This window comes from Mesobacillus zeae (assembly GCF_003570705.1).
Taxonomy (GTDB): Bacteria; Bacillota; Bacilli; order Bacillales; family Cytobacillaceae; genus Mesobacillus_C; species Mesobacillus_C zeae.
In genome coordinates this window covers 108,472-120,006 of sequence record NZ_QWVT01000029.1, presented here as the reverse complement: position 1 = coordinate 120,006, position 11,535 = coordinate 108,472, and the positions used below count along the sequence as shown (strand labels likewise).

At 42.6% G+C, this 11,535-nt stretch carries 11 protein-coding genes and 1 other annotated feature; of the genes, 4 read left to right on the top strand and 7 right to left on the bottom strand.

All coding sequences use genetic code 11. The annotated features are described in order from the left end of the window. Positions 1-136 precede the first annotated feature (136 nt). Positions 137-949, top strand: a complete 813-nt coding sequence (hisJ, locus tag D1970_RS16525) for a histidinol-phosphatase HisJ (RefSeq protein WP_119113971.1) — start codon at positions 137-139, stop codon at positions 947-949. 7 nt (positions 950-956) lie between these two features. Here hisJ and refZ read toward each other — a convergent pair whose 3' ends face one another. Next, the gene (refZ, locus tag D1970_RS16520) at positions 957-1,592 is read right to left on the bottom strand and encodes a forespore capture DNA-binding protein RefZ (RefSeq protein WP_119113970.1); all 636 of its coding nucleotides are present in this window, start codon (positions 1,590-1,592) and stop codon (positions 957-959) included. Between the two features lie 162 nt (positions 1,593-1,754). On the opposite strand from refZ, the gene msrC reads away from it, so the two are divergent. Beyond that, on the top strand, positions 1,755-2,240 hold the full coding sequence (msrC, locus tag D1970_RS16515; RefSeq protein ID WP_119113969.1) for a free L-methionine (R)-S-oxide reductase MsrC: 486 nt from the start codon (positions 1,755-1,757) through the stop codon (positions 2,238-2,240). Between the two features lie 225 nt (positions 2,241-2,465). Here msrC and megL read toward each other — a convergent pair whose 3' ends face one another. Next, complete coding sequence (gene megL / locus D1970_RS16505) at positions 2,466-3,644, bottom strand: methionine gamma-lyase (protein WP_119113967.1); 1,179 nt, start codon at positions 3,642-3,644, stop codon at positions 2,466-2,468. A gap of 331 nt (positions 3,645-3,975) precedes the next feature. Here megL and D1970_RS16500 point away from each other — a divergent pair, with 331 nt between their 5' ends. Continuing rightward, positions 3,976-4,410, top strand: coding sequence for a hypothetical protein (locus D1970_RS16500; protein ID WP_119113966.1), 435 nt, complete (start codon positions 3,976-3,978; stop codon positions 4,408-4,410). Between the two features lie 177 nt (positions 4,411-4,587). Here the strand turns inward: D1970_RS16500 and clpP are convergent, their stop codons facing one another. The 3 genes from clpP to D1970_RS16485 form a co-directional block, all read right to left on the bottom strand. Further along, positions 4,588-5,169 carry an ATP-dependent Clp endopeptidase proteolytic subunit ClpP gene (gene clpP / locus D1970_RS16495; protein WP_119113965.1) on the bottom strand — a complete coding sequence of 194 codons (582 nt, stop codon included), beginning with the start codon at positions 5,167-5,169 and terminating at the stop codon, positions 4,588-4,590. 20 nt (positions 5,170-5,189) lie between these two features. Then, on the bottom strand, positions 5,190-5,888 hold the full coding sequence (locus D1970_RS16490; RefSeq protein ID WP_119113964.1) for a sigma-70 family RNA polymerase sigma factor: 699 nt from the start codon (positions 5,886-5,888) through the stop codon (positions 5,190-5,192). A 206-nt stretch (positions 5,889-6,094) separates the two neighbouring features. Continuing rightward, positions 6,095-7,972 (bottom strand): sensor domain-containing diguanylate cyclase, encoded by a 1,878-nt coding sequence (locus D1970_RS16485; RefSeq protein WP_119113963.1) that lies wholly within the window; start codon positions 7,970-7,972, stop codon positions 6,095-6,097. A gap of 371 nt (positions 7,973-8,343) precedes the next feature. Between D1970_RS16485 and rpsD the strand changes: the two genes are divergently transcribed. Continuing rightward, positions 8,344-8,946 carry a 30S ribosomal protein S4 gene (gene rpsD, locus D1970_RS16480; protein WP_119113962.1) on the top strand — a complete coding sequence of 201 codons (603 nt, stop codon included), beginning with the start codon at positions 8,344-8,346 and terminating at the stop codon, positions 8,944-8,946. A 114-nt stretch (positions 8,947-9,060) separates the two neighbouring features. Here the strand turns inward: rpsD and tyrS are convergent, their stop codons facing one another. Beyond that, the gene (tyrS, locus tag D1970_RS16475) at positions 9,061-10,320 is read right to left on the bottom strand and encodes a tyrosine--tRNA ligase (RefSeq protein ID WP_119113961.1); all 1,260 of its coding nucleotides are present in this window, start codon (positions 10,318-10,320) and stop codon (positions 9,061-9,063) included. Positions 10,321-10,390: 70 nt separating this feature from the next. Then, positions 10,391-10,604, bottom strand: a binding site (T-box leader). 287 nt (positions 10,605-10,891) lie between these two features. Next, positions 10,892-11,380 (bottom strand): prolyl-tRNA synthetase associated domain-containing protein, encoded by a 489-nt coding sequence (locus D1970_RS16470; RefSeq protein WP_119113960.1) that lies wholly within the window; start codon positions 11,378-11,380, stop codon positions 10,892-10,894. Positions 11,381-11,535 lie beyond the last annotated feature (155 nt).

The following is an 11,535-nucleotide window of genomic DNA, read 5'->3' as shown; positions in this document are numbered from 1 at the left end:
GTAAATGTTTTTTTAATGTATTTATGATACCATGTAAACGACATTTTTTGACCAGTTATTTCTTTTTTTTGTTAAAATTATCGAAAATAATCTAAAGCTGTCAAGGTATTGACGAAAAAACTTACGGAGGCGCCCTATGCTGATAGACGGTCATGTACATACACCATTCTGCCCGCATGGAACAAAAGATGTGCTCGATGACTATGTCGAGCGTGCCCTTTCAATTGGGTATACCGAAATAACGTTTACAGAACATGCTCCGCTCCCCGAAGGATTCGCGGATCCGACCCCTTTAAAAGACAGCGCAATGAAAAGAGAGGACTTGGAACAGTATTTTTTTGAAATAGACAAGGTAAAAAATAAGTATAAAGGAAGGATCAGGATACATACAGGCCTGGAAGTGGATTATATTGAGGGATTTGAAAAAGAAACTGCGGCTTTCCTTGATCAAACAGGAAAAAACCTGGATGACGCTATCCTCTCGGTTCACTTTTTAAAAGACCGGAACGGGGACTATTCCTGCGTTGATTACAGCCCTGCCAATTTTGAGAAAATGGCAGGTCATTACGGTTCTGTGGACAAAGTATACGAGAATTATTACAGGACTGTCCTTAAGTCAATTGAAGCAAACCTTGGGCTTTATAAGCCGAAGAGGATTGGACATATCACACTTGTCCATAAGTTCCAGCTAAAATATCCTCCAGAAAAAACATTTACGAATGAAATTCATCATATTCTCGAAAAAATCTGCAGCTGTGGATATGAGATTGATTGTAACGGGGCAGGAACAGCAAAGCCCTTGTGCCGTGAGACTTACCCTCCCTCCAACGTCATTGAAAAGGCAGCTGACATGGGTATCCCTCTTATTTACGGTTCCGATGCCCATCAGGTGAAAGAACTGGGCCAGGGTATGAATTTTATCAGGAAATCATTGCATGCTGCAGATTGATATTCCATCAGACCGACACTACTCTCATTACATGAGGATGTGCTGGTCCGCACAGGAAAGCTCTCAGCCAGCTGGCTACTTCCCGGCTGTATTTTTCAGCAAAATAGTTTTCATTCGGCAGTATATGGAGGACTTCACTTACATAGTCGGAGTTCAAAAACGGCATATTCAAAAGAGATTTCAGCTGAAGAATCGCATAGTGGATCGGGCGGCTTGAGAACTCCCCTGAGTTCATCCCTGTTTCTAGCACTTTTTTCAAGTAATAGCGCTCCTTGGCCATATAGGTAGACATTACTTCCCGGACCATTTGCGAGTCGATGGTCATTTCCCTTAATACAAATCTGGTGAGTTGAAGATTTTCACACTGGTATTTCATGAGCCTGTCCACAATATCCTGGAGGCATTCTTCCGCTCCATCATCGAGCACCGCGAAACCCTCCTCCACTTCTTTCAGGTAGTTCTCGAAAAACACTGTAAAACAATACTCTAGCAGCCCGTTTTTATTATTGAAGTAATAAGCGATATTGGCGGCATTCACCTTGGCCTTGGCAGCAATGTCCCGAATCGATGTTCCACTGTAGCCTTTCGTATTAAAAAGGTAAACAGCTGAGTCTACGATTTTATCCCTGGAATTTTTCCGCATTCTTTCCACCCGCCTTTTACTATTTTACATTTATTCACTCTTATCTATTAGTTTATAGGAAAAGCCCGCAGTTTCCTTGGAAAACCTGTCGACAAAGTCTCCATTTTTCCCCCACATTCTGTTAAAATGAAAGGATATTTTCAGACAATAAGGGGGAAAAACATGTTTCAGGTCGAATCGTACAAAGGGGATCGGGCAGAAAAATATGATTTAATGATCAAACAGCTAAGAGCACTTCTTCACGACGAAAAGAATGTCACAGCTAATTTAAGCAATGCCTCAGCCCTTCTCAACCATTTTCTTGATAGAATCAACTGGGTGGGCTTTTACTTGATGGATGAGGGTGAGCTTGTTTTGGGACCTTTCCAGGGTTTGCCTGCGTGTGTCAGAATCCCCCTTGGAAGAGGCGTTTGCGGAACAGCTGCAGAAAAACGGGAAACATTGAGAATAGCGGATGTACACGCGTTTCCCGGTCACATTGCCTGTGATTCCGCTTCACAGTCTGAAATTGTCATTCCTCTTGTTGATGATGGAAAGCTTGTTGGAGTGCTCGATATCGACTCGCCGGAGAAAGACCGGTTTGACAACCTTGACCAAGAGAGACTCGAAAAATTTTCAGCCGTGCTTATGGAGCTTTACAGAGAATAAATTATATTGAGAGACAGCGGTGCAGTTTCGTGCACCGCTGTCTTTTGTTTTCAGTATTGGTGCTGCTTTGCGGAAATTTTGTTTTCCTGGAAATGAATTCTGCAGTCCTCGATCTTCCTGTTCGGCCATTTTATTTACTTGAAGATGACATTGGAGGAAGCTTCAACAAAAAAATCGGCACCTTTAACCGGTTCCGATTTTTCTCATTCCTAAAATATAATTTTATTAAATGCTTTTAAAAGCTGCATCCAAATCTTCTCTGATATCCTCCCATGACTCAAGGCCTACAGAAAGACGAAGCAGGTTGTCGGTAATACCCATTTTCATTCTTGACTCTTCCGGGACGACAGCGTGTGTCATTGTTGCAGGGTGCTGGATCAAAGTTTCGGCATCTCCAAGACTGACTGCAATCTTTATCATCTGTAGCTCGTCCATAAATCTTTGCGCTGTCTCTTTCGTCCCCTTCACGTTAAAAGAGATCAATCCGCCTGGCTTTCGCATTTGTTTTTGCGCAAGCTGGAAATCTCCCGAGGATGGGTCGCCCGGATAGAATACTTTCTCTACCATTGGATGTCCCAAAAGAAATTCTGCCAATTTCTCTGCGTTATCACTGTGCCGATCCATTCTGACAGGGAGTGTTTTCAGCCCCCTCAGTAAAAGCCAAGCATCAAACGGGGAAATAACGCCGCCAATATCTTTTTGTGTTGTCCGGGCGATTCTTTCCATCATTTCGCTGCTCCCTGCCGCAATTCCAGCGATGACATCCCCATGCCCGCATATATACTTAGTCGCGCTGTGTACGACAATATCGCATCCCAAGACAATTGGGTTCTGGAGATAAGGTGAACAGAACGTATTGTCAACAACAACCGGAACTCCTTTTTTCCTAGCTACCGTTGCCACCATTTCGAGGTCGACTAGCTTCATTGTCGGGTTGATTGGCGTTTCGACATAGATGCAGGCAGTTTCTGGAGAAATCAAAGCTTCCACTTGTTCACTCGTTTCCATTGCAGAAAAATCATGAGTGATCCCAAACTTTTCTTCCATTAGCTCCAGCAGTCCAAATGTGCAGCCATAAACACCTTGCGAGCAAAGAATATGGCTCCCATTTTTCACCAACGAAAATAGAACTGCCGATACTGCAGCCATTCCAGAACCGAATGCTAGCGCCTTTTCTGCTCCTTCGAGCACCGCCATCCGCTCCTCAAGCACAGTTACAGTTGGATTTCCAAGCCTCGAATAAATATAACCGGCTTCCTCTCCTGAAAAACGGGCAGCCCCCTGTTTCGCATTATCAAACGCAAAAGTGCTTGTTTGATATATTGGCGGAACAAGGCTCCCGCTGAATTGTTTTGAATCATATCCAGAATGGATGACTTTTGTTTCAAATTTTTTCTCCCGCATGATGATCCCCCTTTATGTTGAAAACGCATACATTTCTCTTACAGCATATGACAGGAATGGAAAATGCGAAAGTATTTTGCATTGAAATCTTTTTTTGAGGATGAAGGATCCAGAGTTTCTATAACTTGAATAACCTCTAAATGTATGAGCCTTTCTGCTCCTGGTAAGTCTTTTGCTGCATCGCCTTCCCACAATACCTTAGCCCATCCCGAAATTTGCATGGTTTTACGATTATTGAAATCAATAAAAATTAAGCCTACATTTTTGAAAAAATAAAAGACATACAGGGGCTAACATCTTATGCCTTTTTATAGAAGATTTTAAAAATAACATGGATGAAAACGTTCCAAATTTCAGTGAAATAGACGGAATAATCACGACTTTAAATCATTCAAATGTAGTTAAGGACTATTTTAATAACAGCAAAAAACCAATCTATACGATTGGCTCCAGAATTTCCCCTAAAGATTTAATGAATATCGCAAAGTTAAAAGAAGGAACCAAAGTTGCATTTATTTGTCTTGGGAATAAAGGTGGTGAGTCGCTGGCAAATAGAGTAGACGAAGCTGGCATTAAACATATTTCAAGTATAACTGGAGGAATTCCAGAAAAGGATCACCTTAATAAAATGATTAATACTGTTGACTATATATATATATCTGAAGCAGCTTGCCAGGAACTAACTAACCTAGTTCCTGAAAAAGCCTCCATACTTCCCCTAGAGCTTGATAACACTAGTGAACAGATTTTAAAAGACCTAAAGTGATTTTATTACTAAAACCTTTTCTTAATAAAAATCTAGTCCCATGCATTTTTTTATAAAAATAAGCAGCTCAGTTAAGATTTGCTTAACTGAGCTGTTTAGGCTGGACTGTCTATTTAGGCTAAGTTAAGTTTTTCTAAGATGGCATAGGCTGCTTTGATTTGGGAAAATGAAGCGCAGCTATCTTTTCGCAATGATCTTATCGATGATCCCATATTCCAGAGCTTCCTGTGCACTCATGAAATAATCCCGGTCAGTGTCTTTTGCGATTTTCTCCACCGGCTGGCCCGTCCGTTCGGCAATGATTTGGTTAATGTGATCACGAAGTTTGAGTATTCTCCGGGCAGATATCTCGATTTCAGTTGCCTGCCCCTTTGCTCCACCCAATGGCTGATGAAGCATGATTTCGCTATTTTGAAGGGCATATCTCTTTCCTTTTGCCCCTGCAAGGAGCAGCATGGCCCCGAATGAAGCCGCCATCCCGACACAAATTGTACTGACATCTGGCTTAATATATTCCATCGTATCAAAAATTGCGAAACCCGCTGATGTTGAGCCGCCGGGACTATTGATATAAAGCGAAATATCCTTTTCTGAATTGTCAGCTTCAAGGAATAGCAGCTGGGCAATGATGCTGTTTGCCACCTGGTCGGTAACCTCATCTCCAAGTATGATGATGCGGTCCTTTAACAGGCGGGAATAAATATCGTATGACCGTTCTCCCCTGCTTGATTGTTCGATTACATACGGAATTGTACTCATTATTTTTCCTCCCTTTTCGATTAGGCTGCCATCATGCAAGAAGAGAGAGGAGAGCTTGAATGCATTGCCATGACAGGTTTCGAAGCACTGGCAAGTGACGGGATATCAGAAAGTTTTTCAATCAGGACCGCGGGATCTTCCGCTTGTATGGATTTGTAAAGCAGGCTGGATAAGCGCTGCTGCTCGGATTCATCCTGCGCCGTACCCACCGGGCGGAGTGATTCCCCTCTTTCAAGCCTTTTTTTTGCCCGATGCAGGGCCGCCTTGGCAGCCGTTTCTGTTGTGCCAAGCAGCTCAGCTATTTCTCCGGATTGATAGCGGAAAGCTTCTTTCAAAATGAAAATGACAGTCTGTTTTGGTGTCAACTTCTCCATCAGCAGTTCAACCATATCCATTGTGCTGTTCTTGAGAGACCTATCATCGATTCCGGCAATATTTTCAGGGATTCCGGCTACCTCATGTTTTCTCTTTCTCAACGTGTCTACCCAATGATGGTAAGCGATTCTTTTCAACAGGGCAGAATTTATTTCAGATAAAGGATAATGCCGAATCGCCTTCAAAACGGCTTCTTGAGCAAGATCATCACCATCCCAGCTGTCCTTGGCAATAAATCGGCAATATTTTTGGAGACTGGAATAATACTGTTGTATCCCGGTTGTGATACCCGCCTTCTCTTGTCCCGCTTTCCTATCGTCCTTTAAACACCTGCTGGTATACATTCTGTTCACTCCTTTTAACCCTCTCAGCCCCTATAACGAATGAAGGGGAGAAAAAGATACGGCCTGATAATTTTTTATTATAAAGATATTATTCCCTACAAAGACATTTTACGCTCCTCTTTGCGATTGGTACTCCCGATAAATGGGTATAAAAAAAATCCACAGCCTAAAAGACTGTGGAAGAGCAATTTTAAGATTTCCTTGCTTTAATTTTGAATGCGGTACTCTTTTTCTTCACTAACCACCACTTTGTTCTTCCCGGAAGTCTTTGCTTCATACAGAGCCTGGTCAGCCCGCCTGAACAGCGAACCTGTCGTATCTTTGCACCCCTTGGTCCAGCGGGAAACACCGCATGAAATGGTAATGCCCGGCCTTGTACGACGCGCAGCTTTTTCTGCAAGCCTGCCCGCGATTCGAGCCCCTGTCTCAAGCGGTGCCCCAGGCAAATAAATGGCGAGCTCCTCCCCGCCCCAGCGTGCTCCGATATCGGAGGACCGGATGCTTTCCGAAACGAGCCTGGCGAGCTGGATAAGCACATCATCACCAGTCTGGTGGCCATATGTATCGTTTATTGACTTGAAGTTATCAATATCAATCAAAATAAATGCACCCTGCTCGTCCTTTAACATAGAAACATTCATCTCTTCATCAAGGTAGCTTCTCGAAAACAGCTTCGTCAAGTGATCGGTGATCACCATTTTCTCCAGCTGTTCTTTCAGCATTGAGTTTGCAAACGCGAGCGATGAATGATGGATAAGTGATTGGAGCAGTTTAAATGCATCAAAAGTAAATGTATAGGGTTTCTCGTGGAGTACAAGTGCAAATCCTTTTATATGGTTATTCTGGACAATTGGAACTCCCATGATTGACTTGTATAAAAAGCCAGCGTGCTCCCCTGACAACGCGTTATCTCCAATAAAGAACGGCTCACCGTGCTCCATGATTTTTCCGCCCAGCCGGGCAATATGAACCGGGGCACCCTCTGAAAAAAAGAACTCTGTGCTGCCCTGGAGGATTTCCATATTCACTGCAGTTTCATCCATCATGATAAATCCGACTTCCTGTGCGCAAAATGAGTTCAAAATTTGACCGGAGACATACTTTACTGTGTCAAAAAGCCTGAGGTTGCTGTTTAGCTTGTGGGAGGTTTCATTGATTAGCTGAAGGTCTGTTACAAGCCTGCGAGATTGCTGGTAAAGCTGGGCATTCTCCAGTGCGCTTCCTGCAGTATTTGCCAGGAGTGAAATGAACTCCATTTCATTTTCAGGAAACACGAGGGCGTTCGAAGCAATTACCTGCAGGACGCCATAGACCCCCTGCCTTCCTTTAAGAGGCGCGTATAGAATGGATTTCCGCTCCTGAAGGGAATCCTCAAGCTGAATTGTCCCAGTCACATACGCCTGCATGGCAGAAAAGTTATTGCTGTTATATTCAAGGTCTTTTACCGGAAGCTCTCCATGGCTGTTGTTGTCATGGCTCAAGAGCAGATAATACTCAAATCCGGGATACATGTCCCGAAGTGTGAAAATGATTTCAAACAGCACATCATCCATATCCATGGTAGAATGAAATTTCTCCGTCACTCTATGAAGCTGCCGGTAACGCTGCTCCTCTGCCAATATCTTCTCAACACTATGTATTTTGGCCATCATTTTACTGCATTCATCCGCTATGTTTTCAAGCAATCCATCAGAAAGCGTATATGATGGATCTTCAAAAGCTGTGATACCAAGCAGGCAGTCCTCTCTTTTCAGAACGAGGACAAGGCCGTAGTGAGGGAATTGCGTTGTTCTGTATACTTTGGCATCCCAAGAATTGAGAATCGATTCCGGAGAACAACTCACAAAGGCTATATTCCCCTCTGACTGTCCGAGGCGGGTTGTCGCCTCCAGATATAAGGTCTTGTTCCACTGCCCGCAGCTGTAAAAATCAATCTCACCTTGTATTGCGGCAGCATCCTTTATTGTGGCAAGCATGCTTCTCACCAGGCGGCCCCTCGATAAAGGCGCCTTTTCATCAAGAATAATATCGAGAAAACGGCATTTAAGCTCAGACAAAACCAGCTGTTCCACTATGTTATTCATCCACATCACCTGTCATACATGCAAAGTTCACATATGAGATTCAATACACAAAATTCAAATTAATGTAAAAAGAACTATTTCATTATATCATAAAGACCTATTAAACAAGCATGCGCTAAATAAATTAATGATTAAAAAGTCCCTTGACAATAATCATTCAAAAATTATATAATAATCTTTGTGTAAAATATCGCAGCCTATGTGAACACCTTTACGGCTGTATTTTGTTCCTCGAAGGGAATGCCCTTTGATGGTGTATCTTGTAACCCGCTGCTGCTAGGGCGAAGGTGCATGAAAACAAAATACTCGTGATTGCTGTCTTGCAAACTGTTTTTATTTTACCAGAATAAAAACATAAGGAGGAGTCATTCATGGCTCGTTATACCGGCCCAAGCTGGAAACTATCCCGCCGCCTCGGAATCTCTTTGAGCGGCACAGGTAAAGAATTAGAAAAACGCCCTTACGCACCAGGTCCTCATGGTCCTAACCAGCGTAAAAAGCTTTCCGAATACGGATTGCAACTTCAAGAAAAGCAGAAACTTCGTCATATGTACGGAGTAACTGAGCGCCAGTTCCGCAACCTGTTTGACAAAGCAGGCAAAATGACTGGTAAGCACGGTGAAAACTTCATGATTCTTCTTGAATCACGCCTTGACAACGTTGTTTACCGTCTTGGTCTTACTCGCACTCGTCGCGCTGCGCGTCAGCTTGTAAACCACGGCCACATCCTTGTCAACGGATCACGCGTTGATATTCCATCATACCGCGTGGCTCCTGGCCAAACAATCAGCCTTCGTGAAAAGTCCCGCAACCTTGATGCGGTTAAAGAAGCAGTTGAAGTGAGCAACTTCGTACCTGATTTCTTGACTTTCGATGCAGACAAGCTTGAAGGAACATTCACACGCCAACCTGAGCGTTCTGAACTTCCAGCTGAAATCAACGAAGCGCTCATCGTAGAATTCTACTCCCGTTAATGGGGACGAACCGGACCCCCTGCCCTGGCAGGGGGTTTTTGCATACTTAAAAAATTCAACCATACGCATAAATAAAGCCTTCCAGACAAATCCGGAAGGCTTTAAGCATAGCTCTTAGTATTTAATGAGGAAGTACTTTTTCTTACCTCTGCGAATGATAGTGAATTGACCTTGGATTCTGTCGGCTTCACCAAGATTATATGCTGTATCCGTAACTCGTTCCCCGTTAATGGAAACAGCGCCGTTTCCTACATCCTCACGTGCCTGACGTTTTGACGGCGAAATTTTCGCCTCAACCAGCAGTTCGACAAGATTGATTTCTTTATCCGCTGCAGCTGTAAACGATGGCACGTCTTTGAATCCCTGCTGAATTTCCGCAGCGGTCAGATTTTTGACGTCCCCGCTGAACAATGCAGCCGAAATCTTAATAGCCTGCTGCAAAGCTTCTTCTCCATGAATCATTCGTGTCATTTCTTTAGCAAGCGTCTTCTGTGCTTTCCGCAAATGCGGCTCTTCCTGAACTGCAGTTTCAAGAGCCTCTATTTCTTCTTTTTCAACGAAGGTGAAGAATTTCAGGTATTTGATGACATCTGCATCTGCCGTGTTGATCCAGAACTGGTAGAACTCGTACGGTGATGTCTTTTCAGGATCCAGCCAAACAGCGCCGCTCTCCGATTTCCCAAATTTAGTGCCATCCGCTTTTGTCACAAGCGGGATGGTCATCCCAAATGCCTTTGAGCCTTCAGGAGCCATCTTCCGAATCAATTCGAGACCTGTTGTTATATTGCCCCACTGGTCACTGCCACCAATCTGCATTTTGCAATCATGGTGTTGGTACAAGTGAAGAAAATCCATTGCCTGCAGAATCGTGTAAGTGAATTCGGTAAAAGAAATCCCTGTTTCAAGACGCGAAGAAATGGTGTCTTTTGCCAGCATGTAGTTTACGCCGACATATTTACCGAAATCGCGAAGGAACGTCACGACATCAAGAGTGCTAGTCCAGTCATAGTTATTTACCATGACCGCACCGCTTTCACCTTCAAAATTAAAAATCTTCTTCAGCTGCTTCGTAATTCCCTCGACATTGTGGTTTACATCTTCAACCGTCTGAAGTTTCCTCTCTTCACTCTTTCCGCTTGGATCCCCAATCATTCCGGTTGCTCCGCCTACAAGGACGATTGGACGGTGGCCATGATTTTGAAACCGCCTTAAAGTCAAAAATGGTAAAAGATGCCCGATATGCATGCTGTCCGCTGTCGGGTCAACACCGCAGTAAAGCGAGACTTTTTCTTTGCCGAGAAGTTCGGCCATTCCCTCTTCATCCGTCTGCTGATAAATAATTCCACGCCATTTCAAATCATTTAACAAATCCATTACTCTTCCTCCTAAATATTCATTCCATTTTTTAATAAAAAAGCAAAATAAAAAGCGCCCCTGCAAATAATGCAGGGACGCTATATGCGCGGTACCACCCGGCTTGAAAACAAATGTAGATGTTTTCCACTCAAAAAATAACGGCAAAACCGTCCGCAGAAATCAATTCTTTCTGCAGAAGCTCCAGGGTGTAATTCATCCTTCTACTTGTACCGGCTCACAGCGGCCGCCGGCTTTCTGAAACAGTGATAGAAGCACTACTGCTTTCCCTTCAACGCTTTGTTCGATATAAAGATATTAAAACATTTTTACCATAAGATCCAGACGTTTGTCAAACCAATGATTTAAAAAAGCTGCACAGAGTTCCAGATTGCGTTGCTTTTGCACTCACTGAACATCCAGAATGATCCAAGAAGTGAACCTACAATCTTTAAGAGAATCACATATTAAAAAACATGTTTATATTTGTTTCGAAAATATTTTTCCACACCACAACAATGGACTAAACCGTTGATATATCAATGGTTATAGATAGAGTCTATTTACTGGGATGAAACAGCAGATTGTACCATTACAATTCTATAACGGAGTATTCATAACCTAATGTGTTTATGAATTTATACATATCTTCCATAGAAATAAAAAGTGTTTTTGTGTTGTCATTAGCATGAAAACTCATCAATTTTTCTGTAAGCATTTCTTTATCTAAGTATATTTTTATATCATGATCCTCATTGTTTAATAATCCGAAAATAGAAACAGCTCCAGGAGGTAATGCCATTTTTTCCATCAATCTTTCTGATGAACAAAAACTAATACGTTTCTCCTTAAGAATTTTCGCAAGTTGATCCATGTCTAGTCGTTTTGTATCGTCAATAATGACTAAATAGTATGCAGTCTTTTTTTTATTACAAAGAAAAAGTGTTTTAGTACGCACACCTTCTTTGCCAACGATGTAACTGTCTGCCTCTTCTGTTGTCAAAGCAGGCGGATGTTCAACAACTTCATAAGCAATGCTCATTTTATTTAGTGCGTCATATACAATTTGATATTGTTCCATAACGACCACCTATTTTTATAAAAAAATTTAACATGTTATGGCAGTAGTATACCATAACAAAATTCATCATACGAAAAGAAAAATGTAAAAGATGAAAGCGTTTCTCATTCCATTGTTGCTGTTATGCTATAATGTAGGAGATTTTAGGAGGAATG

What these genes read in the sequence shown, in the direction of transcription:
- clpP (WP_119113965.1), bottom strand. Translation starts at nt 5,169, where the DNA reads ATGAGTACAATTCCGTATGTAATCGAACAATCAAGCAGGGGAGAACGG.
- D1970_RS16485 (WP_119113963.1), bottom strand. Translation starts at nt 7,972, where the DNA reads ATGAATAACATAGTGGAACAGCTGGTTTTGTCTGAGCTTAAATGCCGT.
- D1970_RS16500 (WP_119113966.1), top strand. Translation starts at nt 3,976, where the DNA reads ATGGATGAAAACGTTCCAAATTTCAGTGAAATAGACGGAATAATCACG.
- hisJ (WP_119113971.1), top strand. Translation starts at nt 137, where the DNA reads ATGCTGATAGACGGTCATGTACATACACCATTCTGCCCGCATGGAACA.
- megL (WP_119113967.1), bottom strand. Translation starts at nt 3,644, where the DNA reads ATGCGGGAGAAAAAATTTGAAACAAAAGTCATCCATTCTGGATATGAT.
- tyrS (WP_119113961.1), bottom strand. Translation starts at nt 10,320, where the DNA reads ATGGATTTGTTAAATGATTTGAAATGGCGTGGAATTATTTATCAGCAG.
- D1970_RS16470 (WP_119113960.1), bottom strand. Translation starts at nt 11,380, where the DNA reads ATGGAACAATATCAAATTGTATATGACGCACTAAATAAAATGAGCATT.
- refZ (WP_119113970.1), bottom strand. Translation starts at nt 1,592, where the DNA reads ATGCGGAAAAATTCCAGGGATAAAATCGTAGACTCAGCTGTTTACCTT.
- rpsD (WP_119113962.1), top strand. Translation starts at nt 8,344, where the DNA reads ATGGCTCGTTATACCGGCCCAAGCTGGAAACTATCCCGCCGCCTCGGA.
- D1970_RS16490 (WP_119113964.1), bottom strand. Translation starts at nt 5,888, where the DNA reads ATGTATACCAGCAGGTGTTTAAAGGACGATAGGAAAGCGGGACAAGAG.
- msrC (WP_119113969.1), top strand. Translation starts at nt 1,755, where the DNA reads ATGTTTCAGGTCGAATCGTACAAAGGGGATCGGGCAGAAAAATATGAT.